15 protein-coding genes are annotated in these 17,459 nt (G+C 68.2%); 7 read left to right on the forward strand and 8 right to left on the reverse strand.

What is annotated here, in order from left to right; genetic code table 11:
- The first annotated feature begins 73 nt into the window (after window positions 1-73).
- Window positions 74-1,378, forward strand: coding sequence for a S8 family serine peptidase (locus tag RPX00_RS05970; protein WP_406638218.1), 1,305 nt, complete (start codon window positions 74-76; stop codon window positions 1,376-1,378).
- A 126-nt stretch (window positions 1,379-1,504) separates the two neighbouring features.
- Complete coding sequence (locus tag RPX00_RS05975) at window positions 1,505-2,152, forward strand: Pr6Pr family membrane protein (RefSeq protein WP_406638220.1); 648 nt, start codon at window positions 1,505-1,507, stop codon at window positions 2,150-2,152.
- Here RPX00_RS05975 and RPX00_RS05980 read toward each other — a convergent pair.
- Window positions 2,112-3,332 carry an NADH:flavin oxidoreductase/NADH oxidase family protein gene (locus tag RPX00_RS05980; protein ID WP_406638221.1) on the reverse strand — a complete coding sequence of 407 codons (1,221 nt, stop codon included), beginning with the start codon at window positions 3,330-3,332 and terminating at the stop codon, window positions 2,112-2,114. The genes RPX00_RS05975 and RPX00_RS05980 overlap by 41 nt on opposite strands.
- 95 nt (window positions 3,333-3,427) lie before the next feature.
- Here RPX00_RS05980 and RPX00_RS05985 point away from each other — a divergent pair, with 95 nt between their 5' ends.
- Window positions 3,428-4,051, forward strand: a complete 624-nt coding sequence (locus tag RPX00_RS05985; protein WP_406638223.1) for an MBL fold metallo-hydrolase — start codon at window positions 3,428-3,430, stop codon at window positions 4,049-4,051.
- Window positions 4,052-4,734: 683 nt separating this feature from the next.
- Here the strand turns inward: RPX00_RS05985 and RPX00_RS05990 are convergent.
- Complete coding sequence (locus RPX00_RS05990; protein WP_406638225.1) at window positions 4,735-5,202, reverse strand: DUF309 domain-containing protein; 468 nt, start codon at window positions 5,200-5,202, stop codon at window positions 4,735-4,737.
- A gap of 67 nt (window positions 5,203-5,269) precedes the next feature.
- On the opposite strand from RPX00_RS05990, the gene RPX00_RS05995 reads away from it, so the two are divergent.
- On the forward strand, window positions 5,270-6,709 hold the full coding sequence (locus RPX00_RS05995) for a GuaB1 family IMP dehydrogenase-related protein (protein WP_406638227.1): 1,440 nt from the start codon (window positions 5,270-5,272) through the stop codon (window positions 6,707-6,709).
- Window positions 6,710-6,764: 55 nt separating this feature from the next.
- Here the strand turns inward: RPX00_RS05995 and RPX00_RS06000 are convergent, their stop codons facing one another.
- Entirely contained in the window at window positions 6,765-8,051 is a 1,287-nt protein-coding gene (locus tag RPX00_RS06000) for a PhoH family protein (RefSeq protein WP_406642794.1), read from the reverse strand.
- Window positions 8,052-8,785: 734 nt separating this feature from the next.
- Between RPX00_RS06000 and RPX00_RS06005 the strand changes: the two genes are divergently transcribed.
- A complete protein-coding gene (locus RPX00_RS06005) occupies window positions 8,786-9,034 on the forward strand; it encodes a hypothetical protein (RefSeq protein WP_067576545.1) in 249 nt (82 codons plus the stop codon).
- Window positions 9,035-9,142: 108 nt separating this feature from the next.
- Here the strand turns inward: RPX00_RS06005 and RPX00_RS06010 are convergent, their stop codons facing one another.
- Window positions 9,143-9,901 (reverse strand): isoprenyl transferase, encoded by a 759-nt coding sequence (locus tag RPX00_RS06010; protein WP_406642796.1) that lies wholly within the window; start codon window positions 9,899-9,901, stop codon window positions 9,143-9,145.
- Window positions 9,902-10,006: 105 nt separating this feature from the next.
- On the opposite strand from RPX00_RS06010, the gene RPX00_RS06015 reads away from it, so the two are divergent.
- A complete protein-coding gene (locus RPX00_RS06015) occupies window positions 10,007-10,681 on the forward strand; it encodes a hemolysin III family protein (RefSeq protein ID WP_406638229.1) in 675 nt (224 codons plus the stop codon).
- 300 nt (window positions 10,682-10,981) lie between these two features.
- The gene (locus RPX00_RS06020) at window positions 10,982-11,947 is read left to right on the forward strand and encodes a restriction endonuclease (protein WP_406638231.1); all 966 of its coding nucleotides are present in this window, start codon (window positions 10,982-10,984) and stop codon (window positions 11,945-11,947) included.
- Between the two features lie 97 nt (window positions 11,948-12,044).
- On the opposite strand, the gene RPX00_RS06025 is transcribed toward RPX00_RS06020, so the two are convergent.
- The 4 genes from RPX00_RS06025 to RPX00_RS06040 form a co-directional block, all read right to left on the reverse strand.
- Window positions 12,045-12,731, reverse strand: a complete 687-nt coding sequence (locus tag RPX00_RS06025) for a class I SAM-dependent methyltransferase (RefSeq protein WP_406638232.1) — start codon at window positions 12,729-12,731, stop codon at window positions 12,045-12,047.
- A 21-nt stretch (window positions 12,732-12,752) separates the two neighbouring features.
- A complete protein-coding gene (locus tag RPX00_RS06030; RefSeq protein ID WP_406638234.1) occupies window positions 12,753-14,648 on the reverse strand; it encodes an acyl-CoA dehydrogenase in 1,896 nt (631 codons plus the stop codon).
- Window positions 14,649-14,713: 65 nt separating this feature from the next.
- Entirely contained in the window at window positions 14,714-15,271 is a 558-nt protein-coding gene (locus RPX00_RS06035) for a hypothetical protein (RefSeq protein WP_406638236.1), read from the reverse strand.
- Between the two features lie 95 nt (window positions 15,272-15,366).
- Entirely contained in the window at window positions 15,367-17,358 is a 1,992-nt protein-coding gene (locus tag RPX00_RS06040; RefSeq protein ID WP_406638238.1) for a thioredoxin domain-containing protein, read from the reverse strand.
- Between the last annotated feature and the right edge of the window lie 101 nt (window positions 17,359-17,459).

Here is a 17,459-nt window from a genome sequence, read left to right on the forward strand (position 1 = left end):
CGAAAGTCGATGTCGCACCGGTGGCCGCGTGCCCGAGAGTGGGGGCACTGGCCTGCGTCGATGGGAGAAAAGCATGACGTTCCGGGTGAAATCAGCCGTCCGGCGGTTCGGGCGGCCGATGACCCTGCTGGCGGGCGTGGCGCTCGCCGCCTCCGTGGTGGCGGCTCCGGCCAGTGCTGCGCCAGCGCCGCCGCAGCAGCCGTCGCGACACCACTTCTCGGCTGCCGCGCAGTCGTTCGTCGGCGCGACCACCGTGCGCGAGCGAGTGGAGCGGCTCAACGCGGCGATGGCCAAGCTGCCGCAGGAAAGCGGCGCGTACAACGCCACGAAGCTGTGGAATCAGGGCATCACCGGGGCCGGGTCCACCGTGGCCACGCTGGTGTCGTTCGGCGACGACAAGGTCAAGGAGGTGCTGGACACCTACTCGCGGGAACACGGCCTGCCGCCGGCGAACGTCGAGGTGCTGCAGCCGTCCGGTGCCGTCCCCGCGTGCACCGATCCCGGAGTGGACACCGCCACCTGCCAGTCGTGGGGCGGGGAAACCGACCTCGACGTCACGATGATGCACGCGATGGCCCCGGCCGCGAAGATCGTCGTCGCGGCCACTCCGGTCGCCGAAACGCAGGGCTTCGCCGGGCTTCCGGAGATGATGCATGCCGTCGACTACATGACCGAGCACCGCGTCGCCGACGTCGTCTCGATGAGCTTCGGCACCACCGAGGAGAACTTCCCGTCGTTCGAGTCGATCAAGACCCTCGACCCGGCGCTGGAGCGGGCGAGCCGGGCGGGCGTCACGCTGGTCGCGTCGTCCGGCGACGACGGGCCGACCGGGTCGTACCTGCAGGGCCCCGGCAAGTACCCGTACCGCGTAGCGAGCTGGCCGGCCAGCGACCCGAACGTCACCGCGCTCGGCGGCACTCAGCTGCACCTGGATGCGAACGGTGCCCGCACCCAGCCCGACGATCTGGTCAACGCGGCGGACAACGGGTTCAGCGAAGGGGCGGGCCTGTCGAAGGCGTACGCGCGGCCGTCCTGGCAGAACAACGTCAAGAAGATCACCGGCAGCACGATGCGGGCGTACCCGGACATCAGCATGGAAGGCGTGCAGGGAACGTCGCAGTCGGCTCCGCTGTTCGCCGGGGTGCTGGCGCTGGCGGTGCAGGCCAACCACGGCCGGCTGGGGCAGATCAACCCGGCGCTGTACACGAAGCTGGGGCCGAAGGGCACCGCGGCCGGGGTCGTCGACGTCACCAAGGGCGACAACAGCCAGTACGACGTCGAGGGTTTCAAGGCCGGTCCGGGCTTCGACATCGCGAGCGGCTGGGGCACGATCGACGCGTCGGTCTTCGTACCGGCTCTGGTGAAGGCGGTGCGGTGATGCGGTAAGCACACTGCCTCCAGAGGGCAGTGCTCACTCCGGCTCGGACAGTTCACCCGGCCCGGCGCGATCGAGCACGGTCGTGTCGGGCGGGCCGGATCGCGCCGAAGACGTACTGTCAGCGGCATGTCCTCGAAAGCGTTGGCCCGGCTGTGGTTCGGGGTGACCGCGGTCGTCGTGCTGGCCGCGCTCGTGATCCAGATCGTCGCGCTGGTGCCGGCGCAAGGACGGTACGCCAGCTTCGGCGGGCGGGTGGCGAACCTGTTCACCTACTTCACGATCATCTCGAACCTGCTCGTCCTCGTCACCGGCGCGGCCTTCGCCCGCGGACGCGGTACCTCGCCGCTGATGCGCGTGCTGTGGCTCGACGCGCTGGTCGGGATCGTGGTCACCGGCGTCGTCTACCAGGTCGCGCTCGCCGGGCTGTATGAGCTGCACGGGCTCAGCCTCGCCGCGGACATCCTGCTGCACCGCGTTACCCCGGTGCTGTGCGTGCTCGGCTGGCTGATCTTCGCGCCGCGCGTGCTGGAATGGCGCACCGTCTGGTGGTCGCTCGTCTATCCGTTGGCGTGGCTGGTTTTCACGCTCATCCGCGGCGCGATCGACAGCTACTACCCGTACCCGTTCGTCAACGCCGACGACCTCGGCTACGGGCAGGTCGCGTTGAACTGCGTGCTCATCGGTGCCTTCTTCATCGTGCTCGCCAGCGGAGCGCGGGTCGTCGACCGGCGGCTCACGCGCGTACCCGCCGAAACGCGTTCAGCGGATCGCTGAGCCCGGCCTGGGCCAGCGCCCGCCACGCGCCGCGCTTCAGGTCCACCGGTTTGCCCGCCGCGACACGGTGCATTTGCTGGGTGTGCCACTGAATCTCGAGCAGGCTGTCGGCGAGCCGGATTCCGGTGTGCGGGCACTTCCGTTCGGCACGCACGTCCTCGCCCGCCAGCAGCCGTCCCGGCAGCGCTGGGTCCACAGTGAACGGACGGCCGATCCCGATCACGTCCAGCGCACCGGATTCCAGCGCGTCGGCCATCCCGGCCGCTGTGGTGAACCCGCCGGTGACCATCAGCGCGACGTCGCTGATCTGCCGCGCTTTCGCCGCGTAGTCCAGGAAATATGCTTCCCGCCGCTGCGTGCTCGCCCGGCCGGACCCCATCATCACGGCGCGCTCGTACGTGCCGCCGGAAATCTCCAACAGGTCGATCCCCGCCTCGCCCAGCGCACGAACCACCTGCAGGGACTCGTCCTCGTCGAAGCCGCCGCGCTGGAAATCAGCGCTGTTGAGCTTCACCGACACCGGCACGCGATCCCCCACCGCGGCCCGGACCGCCCGCACCACCTCGAGCAAGAACCGGCTGCGATCGCGGCCCCACTCGTCGTCGCGGCGGTTCACCAAGGGCGACAGGAACTGCGAAATCAGGTACCCGTGCGCGCCGTGGATCTGGATCCCGGAGAACCCGGCGTCGACGAACGTCAGCGCCGACAACGCGAACCTCTCCACCACTGCCTCGATCTCGTCGCCGGTCAACGCCCGCGGTGCCGCGAACGCCGTCCGCACCCCTCGATCGCCGAACGGCACGGCCGACGGAGCGACCGGCTGCCGTGAGAGATACCGAGGGCTCTGCCGACCGGGATGGTTGAGCTGCACCCACAACTGCGCGTCGGTCCCGCTCACCGACCGCGCCCACGGCCGATACGCCGCCGGATCGGGCGCGGCAGGCACCGCGACGTTGCGCGGTTCGCCGAGCGCGGTGGGATCGACCATCACATTGCCGGTCACCAGCAACCCGGCTCCCCCGCGCGCCCAGGTCCGGTACAGCTCGGCGAGTTCGGCGGAAGGCGCGTTGCGACGGTCGCCAAGCTGCTCGCTGAGCGCGGACTTCGCGACGCGGTGCGGCAGCACCGCTCCGCACTGCAGCTTGAGCGGTTCGGCGAGCAGATCCCGGGGGTCGGTCATGAGCAGTCCCGTCGTCGCGGCTAACTTACCGCGAGTAAGAATACTCGAAAGTAAGTACCGGCGGTATGCCTCGCTGGCTACTAGGGTCTGCGGACATGACGGCGATAGTGCAAAACCTGGTCACGTCGGGCACATTCGAACTCGACGGCGGCAGCTGGGACGTGGACAACAACGTCTGGATCGTCGGCGACGGCGCCGAGGTGATCGTGATCGACGCGGCACACGACGCGGAGGCCATCGCGGACGTCGTCGGAGAACGCACCGTCCGCGCGATCGTCTGCACCCACGCGCACAACGACCACGTCAACGCCGCCCCCGAACTGGCCGAACGCACCGGCGCGCCGATCCTGCTGCACCCGGCCGACCGCGTCGTGTGGGACCTGACCCACCCGGACCGCGCCCCCGACGGCGACCTGGCCGACGGACAGGTCATCACCGTCGCCGGCACCGACCTCACCGTGCTGCACACCCCCGGCCACGCCCCCGGCGCGATCTGCCTGCACAGCGCCGACCTGGACGTCCTCTTCACCGGCGACACCCTGTTCAACGGCGGCCCCGGCGCGACCGGCCGGTCGTACTCGGACTACCCGACCATCGTGAAATCCATCCGCGACCGCCTCTTCCCCCTCCCCGACACCACGATCGTCCGCACCGGCCACGGCGAGGCGACCACCATCGGCAAGGAAAAAGCCGCCTCCGCCACTTGGCCCGAGGCCTGACCCTCCCGGAGTCCCGCCGGGCAGGTTCCTCAGCGCGCCCGGCGGTTCCGGCAATTTTGGCGACGACGGCTGCGCCGCAAACGCTTGCGCATAGGCGATTCACCGAGGTGCACCGCTGAATCAGCCCGCCCCACGCCCGGTCACCGCTCGACGCATCCCAGCCCGCGGCCCCGCCTGCCCCGGCCAACAACCCGCCACCGCTAGGCCCGAGCGTTGTCGACCAGGCGAAAACAGCCCGGCGAGGACGAACCCCGCCAATCAAGCCACACGCACCAAGCTCGCCTCGAACCGAGCGCCCTAATCACGCGGCAAAGGCCTACACGAGCGCCGACGGCATCACCAAGCCCCAACCCGGTGCCACCGCCCGCACCAAGCTCGTCACCCCAGCCAAGAGTTCTCGACCACGCGAGCAAGAATTCCTCCGGCCAAACCGGCTCGACTCCCGCTCAGCGGCCACCCAACCTGAGCGCCTCCGGCCATGCGAGCACGAAACCCACCGGCTACGCCGGTCCCGAATCCCTGCTCAGCGACCCACCCAAGCACCCAAAAACGGACACTCCGACGAGGCAAAACGCGAAACCCGCCCGAACTCCTGCTCGGCGGCCACCCAAACCGACCGCCTCCGACCACGCAACCGCAAAGCGCCTGCCGAGCCGATCAACCAACCCCACCGGAACCCGGGCCTACCGAGCCAGCCGAGGAACCTCCGGCTCCACCCGAACCCGCTCCCGGGCCTCCGCCGCAAGCGTTTGCGCCCACCTCTGCAGCCCGGCGACGTCCACCCCGTGCGGCGGCTCCTCCCGGAACGGAGCGATGTTCTCCGCGCCCCTCTCGAGCAGCGCGACCGCGCCGTTCCCGTTCCCCCGCAGCGCGTGCGTCAGCCCGACCGCCAGCTGGGCCAGGCCGCGCCACAGCTCTCGTTCCGGGCCGTCCGTCGCCTTCCACGCGTCCTCGAAGACCTCGTGCGCGTGGAACGGGCGGCCGGCGTCCAGCAGGTCCTGCGCCTCCGCCAGGGTCTCCGCCGGGGTCCGCTGCACGCCTTCGGGCTGGCGCGGCACCCCGTCGGCCCCGTAGGGCAGCGGGCGGCCGAGGCCGTCGCGCGGGCGGGCGTTGCGCGCTCGGCCCTGGTCGTCGCGGTCACGGCTGTCCACCCGGCCATTGTTCCACGTCCCACGCCGGGTTAGCGTCGCGCGCGCAAGCCACGTAGCCTGGGGACTCGTGCGCTTTCTGGATGGGCACGTGCCCGCTCACGACCTGACCTACGACGACGTGTTCCTGCTGCCGAACCGTTCGGACGTGGAGTCCCGCTTCGGCGTCGACTTGTCCACTGTGGACGGCACCGGCGCGACGATCCCCTTGGTGGTGGCCAACATGACGGCCGTCGCCGGGCGGCGGATGGCCGAGACGGTCGCTCGCCGCGGCGGGCTCGTCGTGCTTCCGCAGGACGTCGACACGGCCGCGGTGACCGAAATCGTCTCCTGGGTGAAGTCCCGCCACGCCGTCTGGGACACGCCGCTGGTCCTCACCGGCGGCGACGCGGTGGCCGATGCCCTCAACCTCGTGCACAAACGAGCACACGGCGCGGTCGTCATCGTCGACGGTGACGGCAAGCCGGTCGGCGTCGTGGACGAGGCCGCCTGCGCCGGCGTCGACCGCTTCGCCCGGCTGGCCGATGTCGCCGAGCCCGCCCTCGTCGCCGTCCCGATCGACACGCCGCCGCGCGAGGTTTTCGAACTGCTGCATAGTCACGGCGGACGGCTCGCCCTCGGCCTCGACGCCGACGGTCGCCTCGCCGGCGTCCTCACCGCGGTGGGCGCGCTGCGCTCGGAGATCTACACCCCGGCCGCGGACGCCAACGGGAAACTGCGCGTCGCCGCCGCGATCGGTGTGAACGGCGATGTCGCGGCGAAGGCCGAAGCGGTGCTGGCCGCGGGCGTCGACACGCTGGTCGTCGACACCGCGCACGGGCACCAGGAAAAGATGATCGCCGCGCTCAAGGCGGTCCGTTCGGTGTCGCCGAAGGTGCCGGTCGTGGCGGGGAACGTCGTGACCGCCGAGGGCACCCGCGACCTCATTCACGCTGGTGCGGACGTCATCAAGGTCGGCGTCGGCCCCGGCGCGATGTGCACCACGCGGATGATGACCGGCGTCGGCCGCCCGCAGTTCTCCGCGGTCGCCGAATGCGCGGCTGCCGCCCGTGAGCTGGGCAAACACGTGTGGGCCGACGGCGGTGTGCGGCACCCGCGCGACGTCGCGCTGGCGCTGGCCGCGGGCGCGTCGGCGGCGATGGTCGGCTCGTGGTTCGCCGGCACCCACGAATCCCCCGGCGACCTGCGGTACGACGAGCAGGGCCGGCCCTACAAGGAGTCGTTCGGGATGGCGTCGAAGCGCGCCGTCGGGGCCCGCACGCGCACGGACAACGTGTTCGACCGCGCGCGCAAGGCACTGTTCGAGGAGGGCATCTCCACGTCGCGGATGGCGCTGGATCCGGCCCGGCCGGGCGTCGAGGACTTGATCGACTCGATCTGCTCGGGTGTCCGTTCGTCCTGCACGTACGCGGGCGCGCGCACGATCGAGGAGTTCCACGAGCGTGCGGTGCTGGGCGTGCAGTCCGCGGCTGGGTTCGCCGAGGGGCGTCCGTTGCCGTCTGGCTGGTAGGAGGCCTCGTGAGTGGCAATCACGGTTAGAACCGTGATTGCCACTCACGACCAGGTCAGCCGTGGTCCTCCAGCATTTCGGTCACCAGCGCCGCGATCGGCGAGCGCTCCGACCGGGTCAGGGTCACGTGCGCGAACAGCGGGTGCCCCTTCAGCTTCTCGATCACCGCCGAGACGCCGTCATGCCGCCCGACCCGCAGGTTGTCGCGCTGGGCGACGTCGTGCGTGAGCACCACCCGCGAGGCCGAGCCGAGCCGTGACAGCACGGTCAGCAGCACATTGCGTTCCAGCGACTGCGCCTCGTCCACGATCACGAAGGTGTCGTGCAGCGAGCGGCCCCGGATGTGCGTCAGCGGCAGCACTTCGAGCATGCCGCGGTCGAACACCTCGTCCAGCACGTCCTGGCTGACCAGCGCGCCGAGCGTGTCGAACACGGCCTGCGCCCACGGCTGCATCTTCTCGCTCTCGGACCCGGGCAGATAGCCGAGATCCTGGCCGCCGACCGCGTAGACCGGGCGGAACACCACGACCTTGCGGTGCTGCTGGCGTTCCATCACCGCCTCCAGGCCCGCGCACAGCGCCAGCGCCGACTTGCCGGTGCCCGCTCGCCCGCCGAGCGAGACGATGCCGACGTCGGAGTCCAGCAGCAGGTCGAGCGCCACGCGCTGCTCAGCCGAGCGGCCGTGCAGGCCGAACGCCTCGCGGTCGCCGCGCACCAGCCGCACCCGCTTGTCCGCCGTGACCCGGCCGAGCGCGCTGGAGCTGCCCGCGAGCAGCCGCAGCCCGGTGTGGCACGGCAGTTCGCCCACCTCGCTGAGCCCGAACTCCGCCGGATCCGCCGAACCGCCCGAGAAGAGCGCGTCGATCAGTTCCTGCGGCGCGTCCACGTCCGCCATGCCGGTCCAGCCCGACGGGGTGACCTCCTGCGCCCGGTACTCGTCCGCGGTGAGCCCGACCGCGCCCGCTTTGACCCGCAGCGGGATGTCCTTCGTCACCAGGACGACCTGCGGCTGCTCCGTCGCGAGGTTGAGCGCGCACGCGAGGATGCGGTGGTCGTTCGAGTCGGTGCGGAAGCCCACCGGGAGGACGGACGGATCGGTGTGATTCAGCTCCACCTGCAGGGTGCCGCCCGCCTCGCCGATCGGGATCGGGGCGTCGAGCCTGCCGTGCTTGAGCCGGAGATCGTCCAGCAGCCGGAGGGATTCGCGGGCGAACCAGCCCAGTTCGGAGTGGTGGCGCTTGGCCTCCAGTTCACTGATGACGACCAGCGGGAGCACCACCGCGTGTTCGGCGAACCGGGTGACCGCCCACGGGTCGGAGAGCAGCACCGACGTGTCGAGCACATAAGTGATGCGTGGGGATTCGGGCGAGATCGAGGCTTTCTCCGGTGCCGGGGCACCGGTCGAAGAACGGCCTGAGGCCTTGCGGGGTGAACGCTGCGCAGTCACGACGGCATCTCCCTCGAGGGCGTGTGCACCCCACGCCCGCACTCGCTGGGCCGGGCACCTCCCTGGCTGGGTCCGCACTCCCTGACGCTGGCTGCGTCAGGCGGCACGGCCACGAGGGCCGGGTGCCGGCCCCCTCGTGCATCTCGTGGGCGGCTGAGCCGCCCCTCGATCAACGCCACGACCAGGGCCTCCCGCGAGAACCCGCACGGAACGCGAGCCCTCTATCCCGGAAGGTACCTACGTCCGCCGCGTCGTGCAGGCAGCCACACAGGTGATTCGCCGATTCGTCATCCCACCGTCGGTCGCCCGCAACAGAGTGTCCACGGTTATCACTCAGCGTGACTGGGTCCGGCGATCGGGGGGTCACGCGGACGAATGATCAAGGAAAATTTGTTACCGAGTGCAGGCAATTCCCAGGTAAAGGGCCTTGTACCATGGTCCAGACCGGAATGCATTTCGCGTCCTGGACACTGAACCGGACCGAGTGAACTGGGCCTTCAGGCCCTCACACAATGGGCGTACGCACCATTCGCTAGAGGCCATTCGGGGGTAATTTCCTTACTGCGGGACACACCACCGGAACACTCCGGTGCCCCGAATCCCAGTATCTCTACCTAGGAGTGTGCGAAGTGCTGAAGAAGGCTGGAATTGTCGCCGGTGCGGCCGCGGGCCTGATGATGATCGGCGGGACGGCGTTCGCCTCCCCGGCCGCGACCCAGGGCGCTCCGGACCCGACGTTCGGCGACGCCTACGCCACCTTCATCGAGGGCGGCGGCGCGCTGGGCTACGGCGCCGCTTCGCTGGTCGCCGGCGCCTACACCGGCGTTGCGCTGACCCCGGCGCTGGTGGCCCACTCGATGGAGCACCACCACGGCTGAGCCGTCTCGCGCAGAAGGCCCCGGAGCCCGGCTCCGGGGCCTTCGCGGCGTCTGCGGCCCGGGTTGACCGGCCCGGCTGGGTGGGTCCGCCGGGCCGGTTCGCCGCGTTCAGGCCCCGAACCGGCGGTGCCGCCAGGCGTAGTCGCGCAGCGCGCGGAGAAAGTCGACCCGCCGGAATGCCGGCCAGTAAGCCTCGGTGAACCAGAATTCCGAATGCGCGGACTGCCACAGCAGAAATCCGGAAAGGCGCTGTTCACCGGACGTTCGGATAATCAGATCGGGATCCGGCTGGCCGGATGTGTACAGATGTTCCGAGATGTGGTCGACGTCCAGGATTTTCGCGAGTTCCCGAATCGAAGTGCCCTCGTCGGCGTGCTGCAGGAGAAGTTTGCGGACGGCGTCGGCGATCTCCTGCCGTCCGCCGTAGCCGACCGCGATGTTCACCTCCATGCCCGAGTGGTTCTCGGTGCGCGCCGCGGCGGCGGTGAGCTTCTGCGCCACCTCGAGCGGCAGCAGGTCGAGCGCGCCGACGATGCGCAGCCGCCACGGCGCCTCGGCCCCGGCGAGTTCGTCGGTGACGTCGGTGATGATTTTCAGCAGCGGGGTGAGTTCGTCCGGATCGCGGTTGAGGTTGTCGGTGGAGAGCAGCCACATCGTCACGACCTCGACCTCGGCCTCCTGGCACCAGCTGAGGAAGTCGGCGATCTTCTTGGCCCCGGCGCGATGCCCGTCGGCCACGTCGGTGAACCCGGCTTCGCGAGCCCAGCGGCGATTGCCGTCGAGCATGATCGCGATATGCCGCGGATGACGGCCTGCCGACTGCTGGATCAGACGGCGGCTGTAGATGCTGTAGACAACGTCGGACATGAAGGACCGGAGGCTCACGTCGCCCGAGCGTACGCACCCCTGGAGTAAGGGTGTGACGCGCCACGGGGGCTAGCGAAAAACCTACGGTCCCGTAACCTGGACCCGGTGAGCGTGACGATCGAGCCCCCACCTGCCCCCGAGGACACTCGACCCAGGCTGCGCGGCCACATCCACTTCTGGTCGTTCTTCGGCTCGGTCGCCGCGGCCGCCACCCTGATCAGCCTCGCCGCGTCGACCGTTTCCCCGGTAGCCGCGCTGGCGACGTCCGTGTACGGCCTCACCGTGCTGGGCGTGTTCGGCGTGAGCGCGCTGTATCACCGCAGGCTGTGGAGCCCGCGCGCGTACAAGTGGATGAAGCGCGCCGACCACTCGATGATCTTCCTCTTCATCGCCGGCACGTACACGCCGTTCACCCTGCTGGCCATGTCGAAGCCGACGGGATACATCGTCCTGGGCATCGTGTGGGGCGGCGCGATCCTCGGCGTGGCGATGAAGATGCTGTGGCCGCACGCCCCGCGCTGGCTGGGCGTCCCGATCTACATCGCGCTCGGGTGGGTCGCGGTGTTCGTCCTGCCGGAACTGCTGAGCCATGCCGGGGTTGCGGCTTTGGTGCTGCTTTGCGTGGGTGGGCTGTTTTATACGGTTGGGGCGGTTTTTTACGCGGTGAAGTGGCCGAACCACTGGCCGGACACGTTCGGGTACCACGAGTTCTTCCACGCGTGCACGGTGCTGGCGGCGGTGTCGCATTACATCGCGATCTGGTTGGCGATGTACTCCTAGCTGGGGTTTTGCCCTTGTGGATCATGTTAGACCGCGGCTGGGCCGTCCGACTGTCTCGGTGAGCATCGAGGACGTCTACTAGTTGGGATGATGTGAGAGAACTTGTCCGCCGAGCTGCGAGAACGCTCCACCAGTGCCAAATGTCCACTGCCACCGACCTTGAACCAGTAGTCGCTTCGAGCACCGTAGTTCATGGCCCAAGCGCTCCACACGACAATCCGGCGGCGAAGAAACCTACATCCGCAGCCCCCTCGACATCGCTGCATTTCAGGGAGACTGGCCTTGCCGTAAGGTCGCCGCGTGGCGACCCCAGCAAATCACAGCCCCGCATGCCTCTTCGACACCGACGAGATCATTAACCGAGGCTGGCTCTACCAGGCCGAGCTTGATGAAATTCTCGCCGAGATCACTACGTGGGATGACGACGAAGTCCGCGACTTGCTGCGCGCACTTCTAATGAACGCGACAACCCTCGGCATCGACGCAGTCAGGCTTGAGCATCAGATCTCCCGGCTCGATGCGGATAAACTCCAGACTGGCCAATCGGGAGAGTACTGGCGCCGTCTGCTCGACTACGACTTGATGAACACCTACCGCGTAGAGCATATCCGGAAAACGGGCACCGACGTACCGTGGACGATATCCCACCCATGGGAAGGCATAACCTGGATTCTCGACCTGCTCAACACCTCGCCCCGCGAGGCGCTGCGAGTCATCAGCGCGTACATCGAGGGCCACCTCAACGTATTGCCAGACGGTCGACTAAACAGTTTATGGGACGCAGCTACTCTCATTCGAGCCTATTACATTGGCCTTCCCGAAAAAGCACACACCCGGGTCGCTCTCATCGCCGACCGAACACCACGCGAACTCGAACAACTCGTAGCTTACCTCTACCATCGCATTGGCTACGATGTCACTCTCACAAGAGCCGTCAAAGACGGAGGTGTCGACGTACTGGCAATCGGTAGCGAGCACGGCCGACGCGAAAAACTTTGCATCCAGTGTACACGATCGCACAACACCGTCGGCATCCAAAAGGTACGCGAACTCGGCTACGTAACCAGCGAGCACAATGCCACAAAAGGCGTACTTGTCACCACCTCCCGGTTCAGCCCCGCAGCGCGGCACGAAGAAAGCCGCAATAGCCGGCTCGAACTTCTCGATGGCCCACAGCTTGTACTCCTACTCAACGAGCACTTGGACCTTGACTGGCCTCTCAACCTCGAACGCCTACTGCCACCGTCTGTTCTCAGCCGAAGTTGACGATCTAAAACAGCCAAGTCGAAAGTCGCTCCTTCTCGCGCGGAAACACCTCGATCGGCTCAGCGTCACCCAGCAGTCGATCAAGAACGATGTACTCCTAACGAACCGCCCGCACGAACAAGAACACCGGCTGTCCCCGCAGGATCTCTGCCAGCTTCGGGTCCTCCACCCCCGGCGTCGGTTGCGGCTCCTCCACCGCGTCGATCTTGAAACCGGCCTCCAGCAATGCCGTGAACACCGCCGATACCGGGCGGCGGTACATGTGCCCGGTCACTGTCACACCGTTCCAGTCCCAGTCTTCGCTGATCAGCTCGACGCGGTGGTAGTCCGTGCCGTCGGAGCGGAGCCAGCCGGTGATGGGGTGGTGGATGGAGAACACCAGCGCGCCGCCCGGTTTCAGGCAGCGGCGCAGCTCGGCGAGAAGCGGTGCCCAGTCCGCGACGTAGTGCAGGACCAGCGACGCCACTACCAGGTCTGCCGCGGTGTTCGGCACCATGGTCAGCGGCTCGTTCAGGTCTGCGGTTTCGAATCTGGCCCGAGAGCCCAGGCGGTTGCTTGCGATCTCGACCAGGCGGGGGTCGTGGTCCAATCCCAGGACATCGGCACCGGCGGCGGCGAGGTGTTCGGTCAGGCCGCCGCCGGCGGAGCCAAGTTCCAGGACTCGCTTTCCGGCCAGGTCACCGGCTAGGCGCAGGATCGCGGGACGGTCGTAGTGCGCGTTCGGGCCGCTGTTTTCGGCAAAGTTCGTGTATCGCTCAGCGTGATCTCCGAAGACTTTCGACACCGCGTCGAGCGTACCGATTTTTCAGCCGTCCAGCATCGGGGCTGCCAGGAACTGTTCTGGGACAGCGAACCCATCCACCAACGTCCGTGCGTGCGGCCGCAAAGCCCCGCACAGTGCGTTAACCGCGGCAGTCACCGCCTTGGAGCGGCTTGCGGAGATGCGGCCGTGTTCGAGGAACCACGCGCGGTCTGCTTCGATGGTCGACAGTGCGTACAGGTCGCAGACACGCGAGAGAAGCGCAGCCGCGTCTGGGTCGGGGCATGCGGCGACAGCGCGGGCGAAGGCGTCGAGGATTAGGCGGTCTACGTGTACGCGGCCAGCGAGCAGCACGTGGTCCTGTACGGAGTTGAAGACGCCGAAAGGGTCCGAAGCGGCACCGCGGAGACGGTTGGCTACGCCGCTCAGCACGTGCTCTTCGCGGTCCTCGAAGAGACGCTGTTGCCACTCGCGATCGAAGAGCACTGAAGCGTCGTCGGACTCCGTCAGGCGCTCTACAAACCGTAGTGCGACTGAACGCTCCTTGACGGTGTCGACGAGTTGCTCGGCGACGAAGCGGGCCGTCGCGAGGGGGCTGAGGTCTTCGAAGTGTTCCTTGTACTGCGTCAGCAAGCCTTTCGCGACCAGCTGCAACAGCACGGTGTTGTCGCCTTCGAAGGTGGTGAAGACGTCGGTGTCGGCTTTCAGACCGGCCAGCAGATTCTCCGATAGGTATCCACTGCCGCCGCAGGCTTCGCGGGCCGTTTGGATCGTCGCGGTCGCGTGCCAGGTGTTCAGGGCCTTCAGACCGGCGGCGCGGGATTCCAGTTCGCGCTGCTCTTCTTCCGGCGCGTCCGGGGCGATGTCGTGCAGGGCGGCGACCAGTTCCTCCTGTGCGAAGTGCAGCGCGTAGGTCTTCGCCAAGGCTGGCAGGAGTTTCCGTTGGTGTCCCAGGTAATCGAGGATCACTACCTCGTCCCCGTCCGGACGCTGGAACTGTCGCCGCTGGTCGCCGTAGCGGATTGCCAGGGTCAGGGCCCTCTGCGTCGCGCATCCGGCGCTGCCGCCGACGCTCACGCGGCCGCGGATGAGCGTGCCCAGCATCGTGAAGAATCGGCGGCCGTCGCTCTCGATGGGGCTTGTGTAGGTGCCATCCGAGGCGACGTCGCCGAAGCGGTTCAGCAGCGCTTCCCTTGGTACGCGTACCTGATCGAAGGTCAACCGTCCGTTGTCGACACCGTTGAGGCCTGCCTTTACGCCACAGTCCGCGATCGTGACGCCGGGTGCGGGAGCGCCGGATTCGTCGCGGATCGGGACCAGGAATGCGTGTACGCCACGGGATTCGCCGCCAGTGAGCAACTGTGCGAACACCACGGCTAGCTGTCCGTCGCGGGCAGCGTTGCCGATGTATTCCTTGGTGGCACCCGGGTCTGGGCTGTGCACGACGAACTCGCGCGCGACCGGGTCATAAGTCGCTGTGGTGTGCAGATGTTGCACATCGGAACCGTGGCCGTGCTCGGTCATCGCGAAGCAGCCGAGCAGGTCGAGGTTCATGATGCGGCGCAAGTACTTCTCGTGATGCGCCGCAGTGCCGAGCAGCTGGACCGCGCCGCCGAACAGGCCCCATTGCACCCCGGCTTTGACCATCAGCGACAGGTCGCCGTAGCCGAGCATTTCGAACGACATCACCGAGCCGCCGACGTCGCTCAGGCCGCCGTACGCAGCGTCGAACCCGAGTGCGGGACGGTCGGTTTCGGCGAGTTTCCGCAGCTGGTCCAACACCTGAACGCGATGCGTCTCGACGTCGAGGCCGATCGTGCTCCGGAACTGCTCCGCGCTCATCTGCGCGCGCACGTCGCGCTTCAAGGCGGACCAGCGGCCGTCGAGGACTGCGGTCAACGCGTCCGGATCCACTTTCGCGGGCACAGCAGGGACGTCCACGGTTCCTCCGATGCGACTACGGCTGGTCACTGGCCAGCCTGCCGCAGCGGAGGAAGTCCCGCAGCTCAGCCCAGGTCAGGGCCCTTCGCGCGGAGGTCGTCGACCTTCGTCATCGCCTCGCGCAGTTCGGCCAGCCAGGTGTCCGCGTGCTCGCCGACCAGTCGCACCGCCCAGGCCAGCGCCTCGGACCGCGACCGCGCGACGCCGGCGTCCACGAGCGTGTCGAGGACCAGCCGTTCGGGCTGCCGCAGCCGGGTCATCACCGGCACCGACAGCGTCGTGAAGTGCACCGTCGTACCGCCCAGTTTCGCGCCCCACGCCACCTTGCGCTGGTAGCGGTGCTCGGCCTGGCGGGCGATTTCGATGCGCTCGTCGCGGGTTTCTTCGCGGAACCGGCTGATCCGCCCGTCCTCGGCGGCCGCGCGGGCCGCGTCGTCGGCGTACTCGCCGGTCAGCGCGGGCAGTTCGCCGACGATCAGGATCTCTTCGCGGTCCACGGTGATTTCCGGGTCGCCGGTGAACCAGCCGTCCGGGAGCCGTCCACCGAACCACGCCGCCGCGTCGTCCGCCGACGGCACCTCGACCTGCTGCCAGCCGCCCCGGCCTTTCCAGCCTCGCCCCATGACGTCCACCGCCTTTGATTACATGATTACGTCACTACTGAAGCTACGCTAATTCCACCAGTGCGGGTAGCGCGTTCACCAGGGGCGGAATTCGCTCAGAGCTGGGCGACGAGCTGGTCCACCGCGGTCACCGGGCGCTCGCAGACGTAGCCGCGGCACACGTACGCCGCCGCCTCGCCATCGACCAGCGGGCGGTCGGCCAGCAGCGGAACGCCGGACGCGTCTGGCTCGCCGCCGACCACGATGCCGCCGCCGTGGATGTGCCGCGCGGCAGCGGTGACCAGCTCCGCCCGCTCAGCGCCGACAACCGCGACCTGCACCGGCCCGGACTGCGCGGCCTCCGCGACGGACAGCCAGTGCCCAGCGAAACGCGGCACCCGCGCGGCGAGCAAGCCCACGCGACGCAGCGCGAGTTCAGCGGCGTCACGGTATCGCGCCGCTTGGTCGTGCCCCGCCAGCGCGGAGGCGGTGAGCAGCGCGCCAGCCAGCGCGGAGGCACCGGACGGGCTCGCGTTGTCGGTCGGATCGGACGGGCGCTGCACGAGGACTTCCGCGTCGTCGGCGGTGTCGTGATACGCGCCGGGAGCGGAGTCCGAGGCGAAGTGTTCCAGTGCGACGTCCAGCAGCCGGGTCGCTTCGGTGAGCCAGCGCGGTTCGCCAGTCGCCTGATGGAGGGCGAGAAGACCGTCGGCGAGACAGGCGTAGTCCTCCAGCACTCCGACCGGCGCCCCGACCACGCCGTCCCGCGAGCTGCGGCGGAGCCGTCCGTCCACGACATGCAGGTCGAGCAGCAGCGAAGCCGCGCCACGAGCCAGTTCGATCCACTGTGGACGGTTCAGGGCGAGGCCCGCTTCCGCCAGCGCGGAAATCGCGAGACCGTTCCACGCCGCGACCACCTTGTCGTCCCGCCCCGGCTGTGGACGCGCCGCTCGCGCTTCCAGCAACGCCTGCCGGACGCGTTCGAACCGGTCGAAGTCGTCGGGATCCGCCCGCATTTGCAGAGTCGACGCGCCTTCTTCGAAGGTGCCCTCCTCGGTGACCCGGAACAGCTCAGCCGCCCAGGGACCGTCGTCGCCGAGCACCTCGTTGAGCTGGGCGGGAGTCCACACGTATGTCAGGCCTTCGACGCCTTCGGTGTCCGCGTCGAGCGATGCCGCGAAACCTCCTTGCGGCGTAAGGAGATCGTGCTCGAGGAACCGGACGATCCCTTCTGCCACGCGCAACGCCGACGTCGACCCACGACGGGCGAGATGCGCGTATACTCGAAGCAACAAAGCATTGTCATACAACATCTTCTCGAAGTGCGGGACGATCCACTCGGCGTCCACTGAGTAGCGCGCGAACCCGCCGGCCAGCTGGTCGTGAATGCCGCCGCGAGCCATCGCGTCCGCTGCCGACTGGGCAAGTGCGTGTGCTCCCGTCGATCCGGTGCGCTCGTAGTGGCGCACCAGGAACTCCAGCACCATCGACGGCGGAAACTTCGGCGCGCCACCGAAACCGCCGTGGACGGAGTCTGCCTCCTGCGCGAGTTTCGCCACCGCCTCAGCCAGAGCGGCGGCGTCAACGGCGGCTTCCTTCAGCGGACCGCTCTGTTCGGCGAGGTGCCCGACGATCTGTTTCGCGCCCTCGCGCAGGTCGTCCGGCCGCTCCTCCCACGCCTCCGCGACCGCCACCAGCAGCTGCGAGAACGACGGGATCCCAGGTCGCGGCGCGGGCGGATAGTAAGTGCCGCAATGGAATGGCTCGCCCTCGGGCGTGAGGAAGCAGGTCATGGGCCAGCCGCCCTGACCGGTCATGGCCTGCGTGGCGGCCATGTAGACGGCGTCGATGTCCGGCCGCTCCTCGCGGTCGACCTTGATGTTCACGAAATGCGCGTTCATCAGCGCCGCGGTGCCCTCGTGCTCGAAGGATTCGTGCGCCATGACGTGACACCAATGGCAGGCGGCGTACCCGACGGACAACAGAATCGGCACCCCGCGCCGGCGCGCCTCGGCCAGTGCGTCCGGACCCCATTCCCACCAATCGACCGGGTTGCCGGCGTGTTGCAGGAGGTAGGGGGACGTCGCATCGGCGAGGCGGTTCGTCATGGTGCCGAGTGTGCCTCATCCCGTTCGAGACCCGTCCCCGCGGCATCGATACTTTCCAACTTGGAAAGTACCTGCTACTTTGACACGTACTGGACAGAGTG

This window comes from Amycolatopsis sp. WGS_07 (assembly GCF_045278895.1).
In the GTDB taxonomy this organism is placed as follows: Bacteria; Actinomycetota; Actinomycetes; order Mycobacteriales; family Pseudonocardiaceae; genus Amycolatopsis.